Annotated in this window: 23 protein-coding genes, 1 pseudogene and 1 riboswitch; of the genes and pseudogenes, 12 read left to right on the forward strand and 12 right to left on the reverse strand. The window is 73.2% G+C overall.

Going from position 1 to position 21,100, the window contains the following annotated elements:
• Positions 1 to 30 precede the first annotated feature (30 nt).
• Positions 31 to 111, forward strand: a riboswitch (ZMP/ZTP riboswitch).
• A 25-nt stretch (positions 112 to 136) separates the two neighbouring features.
• Positions 137 to 997: a bifunctional 5,10-methylenetetrahydrofolate dehydrogenase/5,10-methenyltetrahydrofolate cyclohydrolase gene (locus tag HZZ00_RS21495; RefSeq protein ID WP_180327966.1), complete on the forward strand. Its 861-nt coding sequence runs from the start codon at positions 137 to 139 to the stop codon at positions 995 to 997.
• A gap of 96 nt (positions 998 to 1,093) precedes the next feature.
• On the opposite strand, the gene HZZ00_RS21500 is transcribed toward HZZ00_RS21495, so the two are convergent.
• Entirely contained in the window at positions 1,094 to 2,119 is a 1,026-nt protein-coding gene (locus HZZ00_RS21500) for an alcohol dehydrogenase (protein ID WP_180327967.1), read from the reverse strand.
• Between the two features lie 269 nt (positions 2,120 to 2,388).
• Between HZZ00_RS21500 and HZZ00_RS21505 the strand changes: the two genes are divergently transcribed.
• From HZZ00_RS21505 to HZZ00_RS21530, 6 genes are read left to right on the forward strand one after another with little or no spacing between them, the layout of a single operon-like run.
• Positions 2,389 to 2,919 (forward strand): (2Fe-2S)-binding protein, encoded by a 531-nt coding sequence (locus HZZ00_RS21505; RefSeq protein ID WP_180327968.1) that lies wholly within the window; start codon positions 2,389 to 2,391, stop codon positions 2,917 to 2,919.
• A complete protein-coding gene (locus HZZ00_RS21510) occupies positions 2,916 to 5,291 on the forward strand; it encodes a xanthine dehydrogenase family protein molybdopterin-binding subunit (protein WP_180327969.1) in 2,376 nt (791 codons plus the stop codon). Before HZZ00_RS21505 ends, HZZ00_RS21510 begins: the two co-directional genes overlap by 4 nt.
• The gene (locus HZZ00_RS21515) at positions 5,288 to 6,142 is read left to right on the forward strand and encodes a xanthine dehydrogenase family protein subunit M (protein ID WP_180327970.1); all 855 of its coding nucleotides are present in this window, start codon (positions 5,288 to 5,290) and stop codon (positions 6,140 to 6,142) included. The genes HZZ00_RS21510 and HZZ00_RS21515 overlap by 4 nt, the downstream gene beginning before the upstream one ends.
• Before the next feature lie 15 nt (positions 6,143 to 6,157).
• On the forward strand, positions 6,158 to 7,033 hold the full coding sequence (locus tag HZZ00_RS21520; protein WP_257584996.1) for a MoxR family ATPase: 876 nt from the start codon (positions 6,158 to 6,160) through the stop codon (positions 7,031 to 7,033).
• Positions 7,034 to 7,036: 3 nt separating this feature from the next.
• The gene (locus HZZ00_RS21525; protein WP_180327971.1) at positions 7,037 to 8,215 is read left to right on the forward strand and encodes a VWA domain-containing protein; all 1,179 of its coding nucleotides are present in this window, start codon (positions 7,037 to 7,039) and stop codon (positions 8,213 to 8,215) included.
• 25 nt (positions 8,216 to 8,240) lie between these two features.
• Complete coding sequence (locus HZZ00_RS21530) at positions 8,241 to 8,909, forward strand: SRPBCC family protein (protein WP_180327972.1); 669 nt, start codon at positions 8,241 to 8,243, stop codon at positions 8,907 to 8,909.
• 26 nt (positions 8,910 to 8,935) lie between these two features.
• Here HZZ00_RS21530 and HZZ00_RS21535 read toward each other — a convergent pair whose 3' ends face one another.
• The 8 genes from HZZ00_RS21535 to HZZ00_RS21570 all read right to left on the reverse strand — a co-directional run bounded on the left by HZZ00_RS21535 (position 8,936) and on the right by HZZ00_RS21570 (position 15,047).
• Complete coding sequence (locus tag HZZ00_RS21535) at positions 8,936 to 9,526, reverse strand: GNAT family N-acetyltransferase (RefSeq protein ID WP_180327973.1); 591 nt, start codon at positions 9,524 to 9,526, stop codon at positions 8,936 to 8,938.
• Positions 9,527 to 9,549: 23 nt separating this feature from the next.
• The gene (locus tag HZZ00_RS21540; RefSeq protein ID WP_180327974.1) at positions 9,550 to 10,050 is read right to left on the reverse strand and encodes a metallophosphoesterase; all 501 of its coding nucleotides are present in this window, start codon (positions 10,048 to 10,050) and stop codon (positions 9,550 to 9,552) included.
• Positions 10,051 to 10,148: 98 nt separating this feature from the next.
• The gene (locus HZZ00_RS21545) at positions 10,149 to 11,042 is read right to left on the reverse strand and encodes a hypothetical protein (protein ID WP_180327975.1); all 894 of its coding nucleotides are present in this window, start codon (positions 11,040 to 11,042) and stop codon (positions 10,149 to 10,151) included.
• Between the two features lie 96 nt (positions 11,043 to 11,138).
• Positions 11,139 to 12,143, reverse strand: coding sequence for a peptidoglycan-binding protein (locus HZZ00_RS21550; RefSeq protein WP_180327976.1), 1,005 nt, complete (start codon positions 12,141 to 12,143; stop codon positions 11,139 to 11,141).
• A gap of 1 nt (position 12,144) precedes the next feature.
• The gene (locus HZZ00_RS21555) at positions 12,145 to 12,291 is read right to left on the reverse strand and encodes a hypothetical protein (RefSeq protein ID WP_180327977.1); all 147 of its coding nucleotides are present in this window, start codon (positions 12,289 to 12,291) and stop codon (positions 12,145 to 12,147) included.
• Between the two features lie 261 nt (positions 12,292 to 12,552).
• Positions 12,553 to 13,557 carry a helix-turn-helix transcriptional regulator gene (locus tag HZZ00_RS21560; RefSeq protein ID WP_180327978.1) on the reverse strand — a complete coding sequence of 335 codons (1,005 nt, stop codon included), beginning with the start codon at positions 13,555 to 13,557 and terminating at the stop codon, positions 12,553 to 12,555.
• 132 nt (positions 13,558 to 13,689) lie between these two features.
• A complete protein-coding gene (locus HZZ00_RS21565) occupies positions 13,690 to 14,034 on the reverse strand; it encodes a GNAT family N-acetyltransferase (protein WP_180327979.1) in 345 nt (114 codons plus the stop codon).
• The gene (locus HZZ00_RS21570; RefSeq protein WP_180327980.1) at positions 14,031 to 15,047 is read right to left on the reverse strand and encodes a pirin family protein; all 1,017 of its coding nucleotides are present in this window, start codon (positions 15,045 to 15,047) and stop codon (positions 14,031 to 14,033) included. The genes HZZ00_RS21565 and HZZ00_RS21570 overlap by 4 nt, the downstream gene beginning before the upstream one ends.
• Positions 15,048 to 15,162: 115 nt before the next feature.
• On the opposite strand from HZZ00_RS21570, the gene HZZ00_RS21575 reads away from it, so the two are divergent.
• The 5 genes and pseudogenes from HZZ00_RS21575 to HZZ00_RS38710 all read left to right on the forward strand — a co-directional run.
• A complete protein-coding gene (locus tag HZZ00_RS21575; protein ID WP_180327981.1) occupies positions 15,163 to 15,648 on the forward strand; it encodes a carboxymuconolactone decarboxylase family protein in 486 nt (161 codons plus the stop codon).
• 185 nt (positions 15,649 to 15,833) lie between these two features.
• Positions 15,834 to 16,451 (forward strand): NAD(P)H:quinone oxidoreductase, encoded by a 618-nt coding sequence (wrbA, locus tag HZZ00_RS21580; protein WP_180327982.1) that lies wholly within the window; start codon positions 15,834 to 15,836, stop codon positions 16,449 to 16,451.
• Positions 16,452 to 16,672: 221 nt separating this feature from the next.
• On the forward strand, positions 16,673 to 18,256 hold the full coding sequence (locus HZZ00_RS21585) for an MFS transporter (RefSeq protein ID WP_180327983.1): 1,584 nt from the start codon (positions 16,673 to 16,675) through the stop codon (positions 18,254 to 18,256).
• The gene (locus HZZ00_RS21590; protein ID WP_180327984.1) at positions 18,253 to 18,837 is read left to right on the forward strand and encodes a TetR/AcrR family transcriptional regulator; all 585 of its coding nucleotides are present in this window, start codon (positions 18,253 to 18,255) and stop codon (positions 18,835 to 18,837) included. The genes HZZ00_RS21585 and HZZ00_RS21590 overlap by 4 nt, the downstream gene beginning before the upstream one ends.
• A gap of 209 nt (positions 18,838 to 19,046) precedes the next feature.
• Positions 19,047 to 19,349 (forward strand): annotated as a pseudogene (locus HZZ00_RS38710) (transposase); the annotation flags it as partial.
• Here HZZ00_RS38710 and HZZ00_RS21600 read toward each other — a convergent pair.
• From HZZ00_RS21600 to HZZ00_RS21610, 3 genes are all read right to left on the reverse strand, one after another.
• Positions 19,344 to 19,814 carry a hypothetical protein gene (locus HZZ00_RS21600; protein ID WP_180327985.1) on the reverse strand — a complete coding sequence of 157 codons (471 nt, stop codon included), beginning with the start codon at positions 19,812 to 19,814 and terminating at the stop codon, positions 19,344 to 19,346. The pseudogene HZZ00_RS38710 and the gene HZZ00_RS21600 sit on opposite strands and share 6 nt — an antisense overlap.
• Positions 19,815 to 19,887: 73 nt before the next feature.
• Entirely contained in the window at positions 19,888 to 20,898 is a 1,011-nt protein-coding gene (locus HZZ00_RS21605; protein WP_180327986.1) for an SDR family oxidoreductase, read from the reverse strand.
• A 28-nt stretch (positions 20,899 to 20,926) separates the two neighbouring features.
• Complete coding sequence (locus HZZ00_RS21610) at positions 20,927 to 21,100, reverse strand: hypothetical protein (RefSeq protein WP_180327987.1); 174 nt, start codon at positions 21,098 to 21,100, stop codon at positions 20,927 to 20,929.

Raw genomic sequence — 21,100 nt, forward strand, 5'->3', positions numbered from 1 at the left:
GCAGCGCCCGTGAGCGCCTCGGTTAGTCTGTACGCGGGCCGTGACTGGCGCTGAGGTGGAGCACCACCGGGGAGCGGTCCGTGGTGATTGCCGCGCGCCTGGGCGTAAGACTCGATCCAGCTCAGGAGTGTGCCGCATGACCCAGGCCCGTCTCATGGACGGAACCGCCCTCGCCCGTCGCATCGTGGAGGACGCCGCCCGCCGGGCCGCGGAACTCACGGCGCGCACCGGCGTCGTCCCCTGTCTCGCCACCGTGCTGGTCGGCGAGGACCCGGCGTCCGTCACCTACGTCCGGATGAAGCAGAACCGCTGCCGCAAGGCCGGCATCGCCTCCCGCCACGTGGCCCTGCCCGCCACCACGAGCACCGAGGAACTGGTGCGCACCCTGCGGGAGTTGTCGGCGGACCCGGAGGTGCACGGCATCCTGCTCCAGCATCCGGTGGGCGAACACGTCGACGAGCGGGCCGCGTTCGAGGCGATCGCGCCGGAGAAGGACGTCGACGGCGTCACCTTCGCCTCCTTCGCCACCATGAGCTTCGGCCTGCCGGGCTTCGTGTCCTGCACGCCGGGCGGCATCCTGCGGCTGCTCGACGAGTACGGCGTGGACCCGGCCGGGAAGCGGGCCGTGGTGGTGGGCCGCAGCGCGATCCTCGGCAAGCCGGTGGGCATGCTGCTGCTGGCGCGGGACGCGACGGTGACGTACTGCCACTCGCGCACCCGGGATCTGTCGGCGGCGGTGCGCGAGGCGGACATCGTCGTCGCGGCGGTCGGCCGGCCGCGGCTGATCCGGGGCCAGGACATCAAGCCCGGCGCGGTCGTGATCGACGCCGGCTACAACCCGGGCAACGTCGGCGACGTCGACTTCGACTCGGCCGTGGAGCGGGCCTCGCTGATCACCCCGGTGCCCGGCGGTGTGGGCCCGATGACCATCGCGACGCTGCTGGAGCAGACGGTCACGGCAGCGGAGACGGCCACCGCCCGCCTCGCGACGGCCTGAGGAAGGACGGCTCGCAGCGCCGGGCGCCGACGTCCCGGCGCTCAGGGACCGGTCCGGCCCGCCCCCGTCAGCCCGTCCCGGGAGAGCCCCACCCGCTCACCCCATGGTGAGCACCATCCGGAACCGCGCTTTCCCGGCCAGCATCTTCTGGAACGCGGCGTCGGCGTCACCGAGCGGAGTCTTCTCCGTCATGGGGCGGATGCCGTGCAGCACGCTGAAGGCCATGGTGTCCTCCACGTCCTTGGAGGTGCCGGACGGGTGGCCGCGGACGACGCGGCCGGTCATGAGGAGCTGGGCCGGGCTGATGTCCAGGGGCGTGGTGTCGGCGCCGATGGCGACCAGTTCCCCGCGGGGGGCCAGGCCGTCCACAGTGGCCGAGATGGCCTCGGAGTTCCCCGCGGTGGCGAGGACGACCTTGGCGCCGCCCAGGGCTCGCAGCGCCTCGGCGACCGGGGTGGCGGAGGTGCTGTCGACGTAGTGGTGGGCGCCGAGCTGACGGGCGAAGTCGGCCTTCTGCTGCCCCCGGGCGATCGCCACGGTCTCGAAGCCCATCGCGACCGCGTACTGCACCCCGAGGTGGCCGAGGCCGCCGAGGCCGAGCACCGCGACCAGGTCGCCCGGCCGGCCGGGGCTGCGGCGCAACCCGTTGAACGTGGTCACGCCCGCGCAGGCCATCGGCCCGGCGTCGCTCGCGGCCAGCGCCTCCGGGATCCGGGCCAGGGCGTCGACGGGGGCGATCACCTTCTCGGCGAAGCCGCCGTCGTAGGTCCAGCCCGGCACCTTGAGGTTGTCGCACACGACGAAGTCGCCCTCGCGGCAGGGCCCGCAATGGCCGCAGCTGCCGCCGAACCAGCCCACGGCCACCCGGTCGCCGCTCTGCCAGCCGCGTTCGCGCACGCCCTCGCCCAGTTCCTCGATCCGCCCGGCGATCTCGTGCCCGGGCACGTCGGGGAACGTCACACCCGGCAGCCCGCCGCCGACGAAGAGGGCGTCGCTGTGGCAGACGCCGCACGCCTCGACGGCGATCCGCACATGGCCGGGCCCCGGCTGCGGCACCTCGCGCTCGACCAGCTCGAAGGCGCCGTTCGGGGCGGCCACTTGGGCGACTCGATAGCTACTCATGGGTCTCTCCGGAGCAAGGGTGCGAGCGACGGGCACGGGCGAAGGGGGCGCGGCACGGGGCCGCCGGCCGCCCCTCCCCCAGCAGACCAGTTCCGGCCCCGTCGCGCGCGCCGAACGGCCGCCCCGGACGATCCCGCCGACGGCGGTGAATGAACGTTCAATAAACCGGAGGGCGCAGCACTCGCCGGGCCCCCGGCACGGTCATAGAGTGACCTACATCACGCCGGACCGGCTGATTCCGTCTCCTGCCCGCACGGTCTGGAGGGCGCATGACCCACATCAAGGTGAACGTCGACGGCACGACGTACGAGGACGACGTGGAGCCGCGGCTGCTGCTCGTCCACTATCTGCGCGACCGCCTCGGCCTGACCGGCACCCCGATCGGCTGCGACACCTCGAACTGCGGGGCGTGCACCGTGGACCTGGACGGCGCGACCGTCAAGAGCTGCTCGGTGCTGGCCGTCCAGGCGGACGGCTGCGCGGTGACGACCGTGCAGGGTCTGACGGGGGACGGCGGGTTCACGGCGCTCCAACGCGCCTTCCACGAGCAGCACGCCCTCCAGTGCGGCTACTGCACCCCCGGCATGATCATGGCGGCGCGCGATCTGCTCCGGGAGAACCCGCACCCGACGTCCGACGAGGTGCGCCACGCCCTGGAGGGCAACCTGTGCCGCTGCACCGGCTACCAGAACATCGTCCGCGCGGTGCTCGCCGCGTCCGGACGGCAGGACGGCTCCCGAGCCGCCGACCGTGCGCGGGACACCTCCGGAGAGCAGGCCACCGAGGAGGTCACGGCATGACCGGTCAAGCCGTGGCGGGCGAGGCCGGCAGGGAGGTCGGCCGCGCCCGGCTGCGCAAGGAGGACGCCCGGCTGCTCACCGGCCAGACCACCTGGACCGACAACATCCAGGTCGCCGGCATGCTGCACCTGGCCATTCTGCGCAGCCCCATGGCGCATGCCCGCATCACCCGCGTGGACGTGGCCCCCGCCCTCGAACGCCCCGGTGTCATCGCGGCGTTCAGCGGCGCGGACCTCGCCGAGGGACTGGGCTCGCTGCCCTGCGCCTGGCCGGTGACCGAGGACATCGTGCTGCCCGACCATCCGCCGATCGCGGTGGAGGAGGTGCGGTACGCGGGCGACCCGGTGGCGGTCGTGGCGGCCCGCGACCGCTACGCGGCGGCCGACGCGCTGGAGGCGATCGAGGTCGACTACGACCCGCTGCCCCCGGTCCTGGACCTGGAGGCCGCGCTGGCCGAGGGGGCCCCGCTGGTCCACTCCGACAAGGGCACCAACCGCTGCTACACCTGGCCGCTGGCCACCGGGGAGAGCTTCGCGGCGGTGCGCGCCCGCGCCGAGGTCACCCTCAAGCGCCGGTACCACCAGCAGCGGCTGATCCCCAACGCCATGGAGCCGCGCGCGGTCGTCGTCACCCCGATCGCCGCCTCCGGCGAGTACACCGTGTACTCGGCCACCCAGATCCCGCACATCCTGCGCATCATGCTGGCCACCGTGACCGGCATCCCGGAGCACAAGCTGCGGGTGATCGCCCCGGACGTCGGCGGCGGCTTCGGCTCCAAGCTCCAGGTGTACGGCGAGGAGGCGCTCGCCCTCGCGGTGGCCCGCAGGCTGGGGCGGCCGGTGAAGTGGACCGAGTCCCGCTCGGAGGGCTATCTCGCCACCCACCACGGCCGGGGCATGATCCAGGACATCGAGGTCGCCGCCACCCGCGAGGGCCGGCTGCTCGGCCTCAAGGTGGACCTCCTCGCGGACATGGGCGCCTATCTGATGCTGGTCACGCCCGGCATCCCGATCCTGGGCGCGTTCATGTACCCGGCGATCTACAAGATGGACGCCTACGAGTTCCGGTGCACGGGCGTCTTCACCACGCGCACCCCCACCGACGCCTACCGCGGCGCCGGTCGTCCGGAGGCCACCTTCGCCATCGAGCGGATCATGGACGAGCTGGCGGCGGAGCTGGGCCTGGACCCGGTGGAGGTACGGCGCCGCAACTGGATCCGGCACGAGGAGTTCCCGTACACCACGATCGCCGGACTGACCTACGACAGCGGCGACTACGAGGCGGCCACCGACAAGGCGCTCGCCCTGTTCGGCTACGACGAACTGCGCGCCGAGCAGCGCGCGCGCAACGAGCGCGGCGACCCCGTACGCCTGGGCATCGGGGTGTCCACGTTCACCGAGATGTGCGGCCTGGCGCCGAGCCGGGTGCTGCGCGACCTGAGGTACGGGGCCGGCGGCTGGGAGGCGGCGAGCATCCGGATGCTGCCCACCGGCAAGGTCGAGGTGGTCACCGGCACCAGCCCGCACGGCCAGGGCCACGAGACCTGCTGGAGCCAGATCGCGGCGGACGTGCTCGGCGTGCCGTTCGAGGACGTCGAGGTGCTGCACGGCGACACGAAGTCGTCCCCGCAGGGCATGGACACCTACGGCTCGCGGTCGCTGGCCGTCGGCGGCGAGGCCGTGCACCGGGCGGCCACCACGGTGGTGGAGAAGGCCCGCAAGGTGGCGGCGCACCTGCTGGAGGCGAGCGAGCAGGACCTGGAGTTCCGGGACGGCGTGTTCTCCGTGAAGGGCTCCCCCGAGGCCCGCAGGTCCATCCAGGAGATCGCCTTCGAGGCGTTCACCAACCACGACCTGCCCGACGGCGTGGAGCCGTCCATCAACGCCGAGCACGTGGTCGACCCGGAGAACTTCTCCTTCCCGCACGGCACCCATCTGTGCGCGGTCGAGGTCGACACGGAGACCGGGCGGACGCGGATCAGGTCGTACGTCTGCGTGGACGACGTCGGCCGGGTGGTGAACCCGGTGATCGTGGAGGGGCAGGTGCACGGCGGACTCGCGCAGGGCATCGCGCAGGCGCTGTACGAGGAGGCGGTCTACGACGACGAGGGCAACCTGGTCTCCGGCAGCATGGCCGACTACCCCGTGCCGTCCGCCGCCGACCTGCCGGACTTCGTGACCGACCGGACCGAGACCCCCGCGACGTCCAACGCCCTCGGGGTCAAGGGCGTCGGCGAGGCCGGGACGATCGCCTCGACGCCCGCCGTGGTCAACGCCGTCGTGGACGCGCTGCGCCCGCTCGGTGTGACCGACGTACGGATGCCCTGCACACCCGAGCGGGTGTGGCGCGCGGTGAGGGAGGCGACGGCATGATTCCCCCGGCATTCGAGTACGCCTGCCCGCGGACCGTCGAGGAGGCGGTACGGCTGCTCGGCGAGGCGGGTGACGAGGCGAAGGTGCTGGCCGGCGGGCAGAGCCTGCTGCCGCTGCTGCGGCTGCGGCTCGCCTTCCCCGAACTCGTCGTGGACGTGGGGCGCATCCCCGCCCTGCGCGGGGTGCGCGAGGACGGCGACACCCTGGTCATCGGCGCGCTCACCACCCACCACGACGTCATCCGCGACCCGCTGGTGCGCCGCCACGCCGGGCTGCTCGCGGCCGCCACCGCCACCGTCGCCGACCCGGCGGTACGGCACCGGGGCACGCTCGGCGGCTCGCTGGCGCACGCCGATGCGGCCGGCGACCTGCCCGCGGTCGTCCTGGCGCTGGACGCCGAGCTGGTCGCCGCCGGTCCGAACGGCCGGCGCACCGTCCCGGCCCGGGAGTTCTTCGTCGACTACCTGCAGTCCGCGCTCGCCCCCGATGAGTTGCTCATCGAGGTGCGGGTGCCGAAGACGGACGGCTGGGGCTTCCACTACGAGAAGTTCCACCCGGTGGCGCAGGCCTGGGCGATCGTCGGGGTCGCGGCGCTGGTGCGGCGGGAGAACGCGCGGATCGCCGAGGCACGCGTGGGGCTGACCAACATGGGCGCGACCCCGCTGCGGGCGTCCGCCGCGGAGGCGGCGCTGGCCGGCGCCGACGGACCGGGCCCGGTGGCTCGGGCGGCCGGGGCCGCGGCCGAGGGCACCCGGCCCGGGCAGGACGCGTCGGCCTCCCCCGAGTACCGCGCGCACCTCGCCCGGGTGCTGACCGAGCGGGCGGTGCTGACCGCCGCCGGGATGAGGTGAGCGCCGATCATCCGGATGGAGGACCCGGAGCAGGTGCGGGCCCGCCTGGAGGAAACGGGATACCTCGTGGACGACGGGCTGGCCGTCACCTGTTACCTGGCGCTGAGGCTGCACCGGCCGCTGTTCTGCGAGGGCGACGCGGGCGTCGGCAAGACCGCGCTCGCCTCCGCCCTCGCCGAGGCGCTCGGCGCCCCGCTGATCCGGCTCCAGTGCCACGAGGGCATCGACGCCTCCCAGGCCCTGTACGACTGGGACTTCCCGCGCCAGCTGCTGCACCTGCGGGCGGCGGAGGCGGCGGGCGTCAGGGACGCGGACCGGCTGGAGAGCGAGCTGTACGACCGGCGGTTCCTCATCGCCCGCCCGCTGCTCCAGGCGTTGCAGACCCGGCCGTCGGTCCTGCTGGTGGACGAGATCGACCGCGCCGACGACGAGTTCGAGGCCTTCCTGCTGGAACTCCTGTCCGAGTACGCGGTGACGATCCCCGAACTGGGCACGCTGCGGGCCGAGGCGCCGCCGGTGGTCGTCCTCACCTCCAACCGCACCCGCGAGGTGCACGACGCGCTCAAGCGGCGGTGTCTGTACCACTGGTTCGACCACCCCGGTTTCGCCCGTGAACTCGCCATCGTACGCCGCCGGTTGCCCGGGGTGTCGGCCCGTCTCGCCGAACAGGTGACGGCCCTCGTCCAGGCCCTGCGCGGGGCGGACCTGGTGAAACCGCCGGGCGTCGCGGAGACCATCGACTGGGCCGAGGCCCTGGCGGCGCTGGGTGCCACCGAGACCGACGCGGAACTCGCCGTCACCACCCTGGGTTCCGTCCTCAAGTACCGCGAGGACATGGACCGCGCCCGGGGCCTGGACCTGACCGCGGTGCTGGCGGCGCGGGAGGTGTGAGGGATGGACACGTCCCCGGCCGCCTGGTCCTCCCCGCCGGGCCCGGCGGCTGCCGACGCCGTGCTGCTCGGGTTCGTGCGGGCCCTGCGGGCCTCGGGGGTCGAGGCGAGTGCCGAGCGGGGGTACGCGTTCCTGCGGGCGGTGGCCGTGCTGCGGCCGGGGGTGCGGGCGGACGTGTACGCGGCGGGACGGGCGACGCTGTGCGGCGGTCCGGACGACCTGGAGCGCTACGAACGGGTGTTCGCCGCCTACTTCGGGAGCGCCGACGGGCCCGCCGCCCGGCCCGTGCCGCGCACCGCTCCCCCGCCCCGGCCCCGGCCGCGCGTCCGGGACCGGCTCGCCAGCGACCGTTCCACCGGCGAGCGCGACCCGCTGGGCCCGCCCACCGCCACCCTCGCCAGCTCCACCGAGGTGCTGCGGCACCGTGACGTCGCCGCCCTGGACGACGCCGAGCGCGCCCAACTCCACCGGCTGCTGGCCGCGTTCGCGCTGCGTGGCGAGACCCGCCGGTCGGCCCGGCGGCGGCCGGCGCGGCGCGGGGACGTCGATCCGCGCCGGACCGTGCGCGAGCTGCTGCGGCGCGGCGGGGAACCGGCCCGGCTGCGCCGGCACGCCCGGGTCGACCGGCCGCGCCGGGTGGTGCTGCTGGTGGACGTGAGCGGTTCGATGGCACCGTACGCGGACGCGCTGCTGCGGTTCGCGCACGCGGCCGTGCGCGGGGGCCGTACGGAGGTGTTCACGGTCGGCACCCGGCTGACCCGGGTGACCCGCGAGCTGTCCCACCGCGACCCGGACCTGGCGATGGCGGCGGTCGCTGCGGCCGTGCCCGACTGGCGCGGCGGCACCCGGCTCGGCGAGCTGCTGCGCGAGTTCCTGAACCGCTGGGGGCAGCGGGGCATGGCGCGCGGCGCGGTCGTGGTGCTGCTCTCCGACGGCTGGGAGCGCGACGATCCCCGGCTGCTCGGCGCCCAGATGCGCCGGCTGCACGCGCTGGCACACCGGGTGGTGTGGGCCAACCCCCGCAAGGAGCGGCCGGGTTACGCGCCGACGGCGGCGGGGATGGCGGCGGCCCTGCCGAGCGTGGACGAGTTCGTGGCGGGGCACAGCCTGGCGGCGCTGGAGCGGCTCGCGGCGGTGGTGCGCGGGACGCGGTCCGGCGCGGTGGCGGGGGTGGAGCGTTGATTCCCGGATGGGCAAGGAGCAAGTGATGGAGCTGCACCACGAGTTCACCGTTCCGGTGCCGGTCGAGGAGGCATGGCCCGTGCTGCTGGACATCGAGCGGGTCGCGCCGTGTCTGCCGGGCGCGGTCGTGGAGGAGTACGACGGCAAGACCGTGACCGGCTCGGTGAAGGTCAAGGTCGGCCCGGTCACGGTGACGTATCGCGGCACCGCGGTGTTCGAGGAGCAGGACGCGGCGGCGCACCGGATGGTGCTGGTGGCGAACGGCCGGGAGACGCGCGGGCAGGGCACGGCCAGGGCGACGGTCACCGGCACGCTGAGCGAGCGGGACGGGGGTACGGCGGTGTCGGTGCGCACCGACCTCACGGTGACCGGGCGGCCGGCGCAGTTCGGGCGCGGGGTGCTGGCGGAGGTGGGCGACCGGCTGGTGAGCCGGTTCGCCGACTGTCTGGCAGCGCGGCTGGCCGAGCGGCCGGAGGCCGCCGAGGAGGCTGAGGCCGCCGAGGAGGCGGCCGCGTCCCAGCCCCCGCGGGCCGAGCCCCGGCAGGCGGAAGAACCTCCGCCGCTCGATCTGCTGCGCACCGCGGGCGGGCCGGTGGCCAGACGTGCGGCGCCGGCGGCGGCCGCCGTCGCGGCGCTGGTGCTGGTGGTGCTGCGCCTGCGGCGGCGGGCGAAGGGCCGCGGGCGGCGCCGGTGAGCCCGGGCAGAGACCGACCCGGCGCGTCACCCGGGGTCGCCGGCCACCCTGGCGTGCAGATGCTGGTCGTGCCAGCCGTCGGCGTGCAGCAGGGCGCCGCGCATGGTGCCCTCGAAGGTGAAGCCGGCCTTCTCGGCGACCCGGCAGGAGGCGGGGTTCGCGGTGGAGTGGCACAGCCGGACCCGGTGCAGGCCGAGGTCACGCAGGGCCCAGTGGGTGAGCCGCCGGGTCGCGGCGACGGCGAGGCCGGCGCCGCGCGCCTCGGGGAGCAGCCAGTAGACGAGTTCGGCGGCGCCGCCGGCGAGGTCGACACCGTTGAGTCCGATCAGCCCGATCGGGGTGCCGCCGGTCCTGGCGACGGCCCAGACGGCACCGGACTCGGCCCGCCAGCGCTCGCGCATCCGGGCGATCCGCCGCCGGGCGTCGTCCTCGTCGGCCACGGCGAACAGGTTCCACTGCCGGATCGCCGGGTCCCGCGCCGCGGCGAGCAGCGCGGCGGCGTCGGCCGGGCCCCAGGGCCGCAGCTGCACGCCGTCCGCGAGGCCGAGGACGGGCTGGTCGCCGCCGGCCATGCGGCCCGGCGGCACCACGTCGGGTATCCCTGAGCTGGAGATCATCCGGTGATGATCGCACGGTGGTGTCAGCGCGGCGGCAGCCGGTGCAGTGTCACCTCGGTGAGCGTTCCGTCGTGCGCCTCGGCCGTCAGATAGGTGCGGTAGGGCTCACGGCGGCGGTCGGTCGGGGAACCGGGGTTGAGCAGCCGCAGACCACCGGGGGCCGTGCTGTCCCAGGGGATGTGGCTGTGCCCGAAGACCAGCACGTCGAGGTCGGGGAACCGCGCGGCGCAACGGGCCTCGCGCCCCTGGGCGGGCCCGGTCTCGTGCACCACCCCGAAGCGCAGCCCGGCCAGCTCGGCGTACGCCACCTCGGGCAGCCGCGCCCGAAGCTCGGGCCCGTCGTTGTTGCCGTACACCCCGACCAGCCGGCGGCTGCGGCTCTCCAGCAGGTCGAGCGTGGCGGTGTCCACCCAGTCCCCGGCATGGAACACGACGTCGGCGCGCGGGAGTTCGGCCAGCAGTTCGCCGGGGAGTTCCTTGGCGCGCTTGGGCAGGTGCGTGTCGGACATGAGCAGCAGGCGCATCTGCTCAGCCTAGGTTCTCCCGGGTGCGCGACCGGTCCCGGACACGGTCACCGGGTCCGGGACCAGGAGGCGGTGGCGACGCGAGGCCGTGTCCGGCGTCAGTGGAACCGGGTGGTGTACAGGCGGGCCTTGTAGATCTGGGCGCCGGCGCGCGTGCGGTCGCCTCCCGCGGAGAAGTGCACGGTGGGCCCGCCCCAGACGTTCTCGTTCTCGCTGGTGTCGGTGGTCCACATGCTCTGCCCGCTTTCGTGGCGTACGTAGGACTTCGGGTACGCCAACTTGACCAACGTGGTGAGGGCGCGGGTCTTCTTGTCGAGCGAGTAGACGTGGTGGCTGTCGGAGACCAGCAGGGTGCCGGGCCGGCTGTAGTCGGGCTGGATGTCGTGGCCGTTGCCGACGATGGTGATGTCCGGACCGTGCTTGGCCAGTTGCGCGTGCCGCATGGTTCCGGTGACCCGGTAGCTGCGCACGACGGTGCCGCCGGTCACCCACAGCAGTTCGTTCTGGTCGTCCCACAACACCGCGTGGGCCTTGGTGAAGTTCAGGGTCTGCACCTCCTTCAGGGTGGCCGGGTCGCTGGTGGACGGCCCGAAGACGTGCAGCCGGTCCCGTGAGCCGGCGACCACGACGGCGCCGGCGCCGGGCACGCGCTCGATGGAGTGCGGGTAGGTGGTGATGCGCGCCGACCACAACACGTCGGCGCGGGTCAGGTGCGCCTTGCTGGTGACGTTGACGATCGCGGCGCGGCCCTCACCGGGTCTGCCGAAGGTCATCAGCGCGATCATGCCGTAGCGCTGGGTGTCCCGGAAGCGGATCTCGAAGGGGTGGTCCCAGCCGGGCGCGTTGCCCGTGCTGAAGCTCCACCGGACGTTGGCGTCGGTCCACTGGGCGGTCCGGTCGAAGAGCAGGATGCGCCCGGAGTGCTGGTCGGTGATCGCCACTTTGTAGGTCGCCGGCGCGGCGGCGCCCGATATGTCGGCGGGGTTGTCCATCTGATCGTCCTCCTGGTCCGTGACGGTGAGCTGAGGCGGGCTCCGGACCGGAAGACACACCCCCGTCGGCGGTCTTCCGGTCCGGCTGCCGGCGGGTCAGAAGGAACCGGCGTTCAGGGCCTTCTGGAGCGCGCGGTTGGTCGCCGCGTCCCATTCGCCGCCGGCGGGTACGGCCAGGTGGCTCTGGAGGGCGGTGACGGTCTTGGGGCCCACGATGCCGTCCGCCGTCACCTTCAGGTACTTCTGAAGGGCGGTCACGGTGAGCGGTCCGAAGGCTCCGTCCACTTCCAGTCCCGCCTGCTCCCGGCTGTTGAGCGTGCGCTGGAGCGCCGCGCAGGTGGCCGGTCCGAACACCCCGTCGACCACCAGCGTGCCGGGGGCGGCGACGAGGGCCTTCGGCCGGATCGGCGCCTGTTTGCCGGCCAGGGCGGCCTTCATCATCGCCGCGGACTGCGGGCCGTACTCGCCGTTCGCCGTCAGGTGGTGGTTGGCCTGGAAGGTCTTGACCGCCTTCTGCGTGGCCGGCCCGAAATCACCGTCCACGACGAGCCCGGCCTTCTGCACGGTGTTCAGGTTCTTCTGGAGGGTGCTGACGGCCTTGCCCTTCGAACCCACGCGCAGGATGCCGTCGCCGGTCGGCATCGGCGCGCTGCCCCCCTGGTACGCGGGGCGGCCGTAGCCCACGACGCAGGAGGAGCCGCGCCGTCTGCGGCGGAAGGCGTTGGAGGTGTTGCCCTCCAGGGTGGTGATGGTGCGGTTGGAGTGCACCGCTTCGACGATGCCGACGTGGTCGATGGCGCCGATGGAGCGGGAGCCGGTCCAGTCGAAGAACACGATGTCGCCGGGCCGGATCCCGCCGATGCCGTAGTGCCAGCGGCCCTTCTTCTGGAAGGCGCGGGCGTGGGCGGTGGTGAGGGCGTTCTTCCCGCACATGGCGCCGAGGTTGTCGGAGTGGGCGGCCACGTAGCTGACCGCCATGTCGCACCACGGGCCGGTGAAGCCGTACCACTTGGTGATCAGGTTGCGGTTGGAGCCGGGTGGGTGCTCGGCGGTGCCCAGCAGCGAGCGTGCGGCGGCGAGCATGCCTTGGACGTTGCCCATGTCAGAACTCCACGTCTTCGGGAAGGGCCTGTATGTCTCCGGTCACCGCGTCATCGGGGTTCTGGCTGACCCCGTTCTGGTCGGGGTCGACGTCGAAGACTCCCGCGCCGCCGGCCGGATAGGGCGGGGTCTCCACGGGTTCGGTCATCGGTGTTCCTCCATGGGTGGGATCGCGGATGTGCGTGGCTGCCGGACGGCCGGGCACGCGCCTGGCGGTCGTCGGCCGTCCGGACGGAAGACGGACGGCGGACGACCGCCGGACGCGTCGTCCGGCGTCGGCCGGGCACCAGGATTTCGCGCATGCCGCGCCCGATCGACCGGATTCGGGCCACGCCGAATAGCGGGCAATCAGCCCGAACGCCCTGGGGCCGCCCAAAGCGGGGGCACGGGCGCCAGGACCGGTGCCGGGTCAGCCCGCCGCCGCCCCCCACAGCTCCACCGCCGCGGAAGTGGGGCTGTGGGAGACGGCGGGCCCCTGCCGGGTCGTACGGATCAGCCCGGCCGCGCGCAGCACGGTGGCGTGCTCGCTCGCGGTGGCCGGGGCGACGCCCGCCGCGCGCGCCAGTTCCTTGGTGGAGCAGCCGGGGCGCTCGATGACGGCGTACAGCACGGCGGCCCTGGTGGTGCCGAGCACCGAGCCGAGGGAGCCCGCCCCCGCCGTGCGCCACGGCATTTCCTCCGGGGTCAGTGCCGCGGCCAGGCCCCGGGGGCCGCCGGCCGGGTAGAGCAGGAAGGGCTGCGGCTCGGCATGGGGGCCGATGACCGGGGTGTCGGTCCCGAACACGGAAGGGACCAGCAGCAGACCGCGCCCGGCGAGGTGCAGGTCGCCGTCCAGGCCGGAGGGCATCGTGACCTCCAGGACGGGAGCGTCCCAGCGCATCCAGCGCGGATTGATCCGGCCGAGCACCTCCCCCAGTCCGCCGCTCACCATCTGCCGGGCCCTGGCCGCGGTGTCCGCCTCGATGACGGCCGTGATCCCGTTCCAGTACGGGCGCAGCAGGCGGTCGTGCACATGCTGGAGGCTGTCGCACAGCTGCGCCAGCCGGTCCGGGTCGTCGGCCAGCTGCCGGGTCCAGGACGGCAGGATCCGGTGCGCGGCGACGTCCGCCAGATCGGAGCGGATCCGGGAACGCGGCACGGCGCGCACCCGGTCCAGCAGCTCATCGGCCGTGCCGGTGCCGGGCGGCGCCAGGAATGCGGGCATGATGCCCGAGCGCGGGACCAGGTCGAGCACCATCCGCGCGTCGGGGCGCAGCCGCCGCGCCATGTCCCGGCGCCAGGCCGACAGCCGTACCGGATGGTCCGCGAACTTCAACTTCCGTACCGCCACCACCAGTTCGCACAGCGGGTTCGGCTGAGCGGCGATCTTCGTACGCGCGAGATCCTCGACAGTGAAATGAACACGGACCGGCACACATCCCCCCGATGGCACACAGACGGCAACATTCTCGCCCGTGCGGACATCGGGTGCACAGATCACTTCCGGGCAACCCCGCGCCGAATGGCGCGGGATGCGCGTCGCAGCGTGGGCAGGCCCGGCGGAGCCCTACCGGCCGGCCAGCTCGGCCTTGAGCCAGTGGGTGACCTCGCCGGTGACCGGGTCGGCGATGTCGGCGAACTCCTCGTGCCTGCCGAGGAACTTGGCGACGTAGGGGCAGACGGGCACGAAGCGCTTGCCGCTCTCGCGCACATCGGTCAGCGCGTGCTCGACGAGGACGCCGGCCAGCCCCTGACCGGCGTAGGCCTCGCCGATCTCCGTGTGGTAGAAGACGCGCTGCGCCTCTCCCCGGTCGAGATACTCGGTGAAGCCCGCGAGTTCACCGTCCACCAGGATCTCGTAGCGGTGCCGTTCGTCGGCGCGTTCGACGACGGGGTGGGACGTCGGGCTCATCGTGTCTTCTCGCTTCCATCGGGGTGGGGGTGCGGCGGGTTGCCGCGCGGGGTGAGTGAGGCGTTGGGCAGCGGCGGGGCCATGAGCCGGTCGGCGGGGCAGCCCTCCACGCTCCCGAACCGGTCGGACGCGTCCTGCCACTCCTGCCGGGCCCGCACGATGTCGTCGTGGCTGCGGCCGACGAAGTTCCACCACATCACGATCTGTTCACCGAAGGGCGTGCCACCGAGCAGCACCGTGCGGGCGGGGGTGTCCCCCGTGTTCACGAGGCGCAGCTCCTCCGCTCCGGGTGCCAGGTAACCGAGTTCGGCGCGGCGCAGCGGCGTCTGTGCCATGCGCACGTCCCCCTGGTCGACGAGCAGCCCGTGTTCGAAGCGGGGGTCGATCTCCAGGGTGACGTCCGCGTGCGCGTCGAGGGTGATCTCGGCGCCGAGGAGCGGGCTGAAGGTGGGGACGGGCGAGGTGTCGCCGGCGAGGGTGCCGAGGAACACCCTGGCCTCCGCGCCGTCCAGGGCGACGGGCCGCGGGACGTGGTGCTGGAAGTCCCGGGGGGCGTCGCGGTGTTCGGCGGGCAGCGCCACCCACAGTTGCACGCCGTGCAGGACGGAGGTCCGCCGGGTGGAGACCTCCGAGTGGCTGATTCCGTGGCCGCCGGTCATCAGGTTCAACTCGCCCGGCCGGACCAGCGCGTGGGTGCCGAGGCTGTCACGGTGCTCGATCTCCCCGCTGAACAGCCAGCTGACGGTCTGCAGCCCGGTGTGCGGGTGCGGCGGGACCATCATCCCGCCCGAGACGGCGACGTCGTCGGGGCCGTAATGGTCGGCGAAGCACCAGGCGCCGATCAGTGTCCGGCCGCGCTGGGGCAGCGTCCGCCGCACCGTCATCGCCCGCGGGCCCCCCAGGGGGACGTCCCTCGCGGAGAGGACCTCCACCGGCCGCTCGCCGGGTTCCGGCGCCGCGCCCGACGGCGTTCCGCAGCGCAGCTCGGGAGGCCGGGTCTCGATGTTGCTCACAACGCCACCTCTCGGTGATTGTTTCTCTTTCAACTATCATGCCACAGCCGAGCCCGTACGGTCACCGGACCGCCGCGCACACGGCCCCGACGGCGATCCTTCACGAGGAGACGACATGACCGAAGCACCGCCCGCGACCGTCCGCCCGCGTGTCTACATAGACAAGCAGACTCCCCAGGCGTATCGCGCCCTGGTGTCGGCCGCCGAGGCGGTGCGCACGGCCGCGGCGGAGTGCGGGCTGGACCGGAGGCTGGTGGAACTGGTGAACCTGCGCGTGTCACAGGTCAACGGTTGCGCCTACTGCCTCAAAGTGCACACCGCGGCAGCGCTGCGGGCCGGGGAGAGCGCACTGCGGCTGGGCGTGCTCGCCGCATGGCGGGACACCGAGGTCTTCTCCCCGCAGGAACGGGCGGCGCTCGCGCTCGCGGAGGCGGTCACCCACCCCGCGGACGCCGCCGCGCAGGAGGACGCCTACGCCCTCGCCCGCGAGGCGCTGGACGACGACGAGACCTCCGCGGTGATCTGGGTGGCCATCACCATCAACTCCTTCAACCGCGTGTCCATCCTGAGCAAGCACCCGGTGCGCCACGACCCGAGCTGACCCGGACGACCGGGGCCGACGACACGATCTCCACATGTTGAACGTTGTACCAACACGGGACAATGGTTTAGCGTTCAACCATGCGCTGTCCGCGCACGTCCCGCCCCGTGGGACGCACCACTGAACGAAAGCCGCCCAGCACCATGGGCTTCTTCCGTCGCAAGAACGAATCGGAGACCTCTCCCGTGACTTCCCCCGTCAAGCTCGCGGTCATCTACTACTCCTCGACCGGCTTCAGCGCCGAGATCGCGAAGGAGATCAGCAGCGCCGCGGAGAAGGCGGGCGCAGAGGTGCGCCTGCTGAAGGCCGCCGAACTGGCGCCCGAGGCCGCCATCGCCTCCAACGACGCGTGGGCGGCCCACGCCGCGGCCAGCGCCGGCGTCCCGGTCGCCTCCCCCGCCGACGTCGAGTGGGCGGACGCCGTGATCTTCGGCTCGCCGACCCGCTTCGGCAACATCTCCTCGCAGCTCAAGCAGTTCATCGACACGCTCGGCGGCCTGTGGGCGCAGGGCAAGCTCGCCAACAAGGTCTACAGCGGCTTCGCCACCAGCGCCACCGCGCACGGCGGCCAGGAGTCCACGATCCTCGCGCTGTACAACTCCATCCACCACTTCGGCGGCCTCATCGTCTCCCCGGGCTTCACCGACCCGGTCAAGTTCGTCGACGGCAACCCCTACGGCACCTCCCACGTCGACGCCCAGGGCAGCAACCCCGTCGGCGAGGAGACCCGCAACTCCGCCCGCCACCAGGCCGAGCGTGTGGTGCAGATCGCCGCCGCGCTCAAGGCCGGTCTCTCCGCCTGACCCGCACACCGCGCCGGACCCCGGCCGGGCCGCAGGACGAACTCGTTCCCGCGCAGCCCGGCCGGGGTCTCGCTTTTTCAGCCCCCTCCCCCGGTAACCCGGTCACGTCTTCCGCCCCCACGCCGGCACCCCCGACCGAGCGGTCGGCGAAACCGCTCCCACCGCGGCGATACTCTTGTCATCGCTTGATGACATCAGCCGATGACAAGATTGGCCCGCCTATGCCCTCCCCATCCCACGCCGCCCCCTCCCCCGGACGGCGGAGCGCCCTGACACCCGTGCTGCTCTCGCTCGCGATGCTCGTGGCGATCATCAGCAGCCTCGGCGCCCCGCTGATCCCCACGATCGCCGAGGTGGACGGCGTCTCCGTGGCCGGCGCCCAGTGGTCGCTCACGGTCACGATGCTGGTCGGGGCGGTGGCCACCCCGGCCATGGGGCGACTCGGCGACGGGCCGCACCGGCGCGGGGTGATCCTGGTCGGGCTGGCCGTCGTCCTCGCCGGCAGCGTCCTCGCCGCCCTGCCGCTGAGCTTCGCCTGGCTGATCGTCGGCCGGGCGCTCCAGGGCGCCGGCATCGGGCTCACCCCGCTGGCCATGGCGACCGTGCGGGACGCCCTGCCGGCCGAGAAGGCGCGGCCCGCGATAGCCACCCTGTCGCTGACCTCCGCCGTGGGCGTGGGCCTCGGCTACCCGGTGACCGGACTGTTCGCCACGTATCTGGGCCTGCACTCCGGCTTCTGGTTCGCGGCGGTCGCCGCCGCGGCGGTCCTGGTCGCCTGCGCCCTCGTCCTGCCCCCGTCACCGGCCCGCCCGGCGCACCGCCTGGACACCCCGGGCGCGCTGCTGCTCGGGCTCGGCCTCGGCGGTCTGCTGTTCGCGCTCAGCCAGGCCGAGCGCTGGGGCTGGACCTCGCCCCGGCTGCTGATCGTCGGCCTGGCGGCGATCCTGCTCCTGGTGTGGTGGGTGCTGCACGAACTGCGCACCGCCCACCCGCTGGTGGACGTACGGCTGGTCAAGGAGCGTACGGTCCTCGCCACCGACCTCACCGCCGTACTCTCCGGGGTCGGCCTGTACGTGATGATGTCGGTGGTCACCCGCTACGTGCAGACGCCCCAGTCGGCCGGCTACGGCTTCGGCGCGTCGGTCGTCGTCACCGGTCTGACCCTGGTGCCGTTCTCGCTGGCGAGTCTCGTCTCCGGGCGTGTCGTGCGGGTGCTGGTCCGGCGGGTGCCGCTGGCCACGCTGCTGCCGCTGGGCTGTGTGATCTCCCTCGTGGGTACGATCGTCTTCGTGTTCGCGAGGAACAGCCTGTGGGAGATGTTCGTCCTCATGGGCGTGATCGGTCTCGGCGTCGGCTTCACCGTGTCGGTCATGCCGGCGCTGATCGTGAGCGCGGTTCCCGCGCACGAGACGGGCAGCGCCACCAGCTTCAACCAGGTGGTGAAGTACATCGGTTACTCGACCGGCAGCGCGCTCAGCGCGGTGGTGGTGACCTCGGCGGCCGGCTCCTCGTCCGTGCCGCCGAACCGCGACTACGGCACGGCGGGCGTGCTGGACTGCGCGGTCTGGATCCTCACGGCCCTGGTCGCCTGGTTGCTGGTCCGCTCGCACCGTACGGCCGGCCGCACGGTGCCCGCCGCGCGGGGCGGACAGGCCAGGGAGGCCGCGGTCGTCGCGGCGGAGCCCGTGCAGGCGGCCGAGACCGACACCGCCGAGCCGGCGACCCCGGCCGATCAGCTCCTCCCCGGGGCCGCGCGGCGCACCGCCCGGCAGGACGTCTCCGGGCGCCCGGGAGCCGACCGGTGACCGCGCGGACGCCCGGGACCGCGGGCCGGCGGCGCGACGCGGGTCGTACCCGCGAGGCGCTGCTGCGGGCGGCGACCGACCTCTTCTCCGAGCACGGCTTCGACCGGACCACCATCCGGGACATCGGCGAGCGGGCCGGCGTGGACCCCGCGCTGATCGCCCGCTACTTCGGGAGCAAGACCCGGCTCTACCTCGCCGCCCTGGAGGAGGAGCGCGGCGACGTGGTGCGTGACGTGCTGGACCCCGAGCGCCTGCTCGACATCGTGGACCGCGTGGAGCGCCGCGGTCTGGTACCGCTGCTCCAGGTGGCCGTCGAGCCGCTGCGGGACGAGGCGGCGAAGGACGCCGCCAAGGCGGCGCTGCACACCCGCCTGGTGGACCCCCTGGTCAGACGATTCACCCGCGAGGGGGTGGACCGGCCCCGGCTGCGGGCCGAACTGGTCGTGGCCGCCGTGGTCGGTGTCGTCCTCGGCCACCGCTCCGGCGCCTTCGACGAACTCGGCGAGGCCGACGCGGCGGACGTCGCCGGCCTGCTGCTGGACACACTGTCCGGCCGGTCCGGACCGCCCGGCACCGCCTGAGCGGACGCCTCCCGTGCCCGGCCCGGGACGGCGGCCGGCTAGGAGCTGTCCGGCCGATCATGTGACTGTCGTCTGGTCGGATCGTTGTCCCGTGTATGGGGCGGGGTGAACGCGGGGATCTGTCGGACGCGGAGTGGGAACGATTGCGGGCGTTCTTACCCGTCAGCAATGGTTGGTGCGGGCGGTGGCGCTCCCACCGGCAGGTGATCGACGGCGTCGCAGCAGACAAGGCCTACAGCAACGGTCCCTGCCGTCAATACCTGCGGCGGCGCGGCATCCGGCACACGATCCCGGAGAAGGCCGACAGCCAGGCCGCCCGCCTGCGCAAGGGATCATGAGGCGGACGGCCACCGGAGTTCGACGAGGAGCGGTACAAGAAGCGCAACACCGTCGAACGAGCCGTGAACAGGCTCAAGAACTTCCGTGCGGTGGCTACGCGGTATGACAAGCGCGGCTACGTGTTCCTCGGCACTGTCTCAGCGGCAGCTGTCATCGTGTGGCTCCGCTCATGACCGGCCACTCGTGTTCAAGTCGAGTGCGGCAGTCCGGCCGACCGCGGCAAAAAGGATGAGAGGCAGCTCCTTGTCGGCCTGGCCGATCGCCAGCGCGAGCCAACGACCGCGGTCGGGAAGCGGCCACACCTGCATGCTCACGGCCTGCTGGCTGAGGTAGTCGAGCGGCTCGGGCCCCGGCTCTCCCTCGCAGCCAGCACTGAGATACGGTCCGAGATCCACGACGAACGCCTGGCCCCACCGAGTGGTCAGGCGTGCTGCCAGGTCGTCGAGGCGGGCCTGCAACTCGGCTTCGGCCTCAACCCACGCCTGCCCGTCGTCGTCATCCCAGAAATCCCGACTGACCTGCAACTCGCGCACATGATGCTCTGGTCCACCGCCCCCGGAGGAGTCGACATAGGTCACCTCCGGGAACGGCTGCACGGCCAACGCGTCAATCGTCGAGAGGTACTCATCGGTGGTCATGCGCGCAGATTATGGGACCGTGCAGACAACCGCCGTGATCGTGCGCACCAACCAGTGATCGGCCGGACGGCTCCTAGGCGGCGGCCCGCGTCACCCGGCGGACGGCCGTGACGGCGGCGAGGGCGGCGGTGCCCGCGCCGAGGGCCGTGGCGGTGGGGTGCCGCAGCAGGGCCTCCTGCCAGGAGTGGGCGTGGGCGGTGTCGTCGAAGGCACCGTGGGCGCCGTGGTCCGCGGTGGGCGTGCGGTCGACGGGGGTGAAGAGGTTGTCCTGGCCGGTGGGCGGGACGCTGTCGGTCTGCTGGGAGTCGTAGCCGGTGCGGGCCAGATAGCGGTCGAGCAGGGCCGGGAAGAGCCGGTTGGCCCAGATGGTGGCGACGGTGGAGGCGCCGACGTAGTACTGCTTGCGGCGCGGGTGGTCGGCTGCGTACACCACGCCCCGGGCGGCCACCTCGGGCTGGTAGATCGGCGGCACCGGCATCGGGTGCCGGGGCAGGCGGGACCGCACCCAGTCGAACTGGGGGGTGTTGACGGCGGGCATCTGGGCGACCGTGACGCACACGCCGCTGCCGCGGTGCAGGAGTTCGGTGCGCAGGGACGAGGTGAAGCCGTTGATGGCGTGCTTGGCCCCGCAGTACGCCGACTGGAGCGGGATCGAGCGTTCGCCGAGCGCCGAGCCCACCTGCACGATGGTGCCGCGGTCGCGCGGCAGCATCCGGGTGAGGGCGGCCCGGGTGCCGTTGACGAAGCCCAGGTAGGTGACCTCGGTGATGCGCCGGTACTCGTCCGGGGTGATCTGCTCGAAGGGCGCGAACACGGACGCGAAGGCGCAGTTGATCCATACGTCGATGGGCCCGAACTCCCGCTCGGCGGCCTCGGCGACGGACTCCGCCTGTGCCGCGTCGGCCATGTCGGCGGGCTGCACGAGGGGATGGCCGCCGAGCGCCGTCACCTCGTCGGCGGCCGCGTCGAGGCCGCCCTCGCCGCGCGCGACAAGGACCACGTTCGCCCCGCGACGGCCGTAGCGGCGGGCGGTGGCGCGGCCGATCCCGGCACTGGCCCCGGTGATGACGACGGTCTTGGGCATGGTCGACTCCCTGTTGCTCTCGGTGACTTCAGTGCACGCGGTACGGCGCCGCCCGCTGCGTCGCGAGCGCGCCATCCGGACCGGGCGCGCCGTCCGCGCCGGGTACGGCGCCGCCGCCCGGGTCGAGGACGCCGTCGAGGAGCGTCCGTTCGACGCGGACGTGGTCGTCGTGGAACCACTTCGGGTGGCACGGGCCGGACAC

It is taken from the genome of Streptomyces sp. NEAU-sy36 (genome assembly GCF_013423905.1).
GTDB lineage: Bacteria > Actinomycetota > Actinomycetes > Streptomycetales > Streptomycetaceae > Streptomyces > Streptomyces misionensis.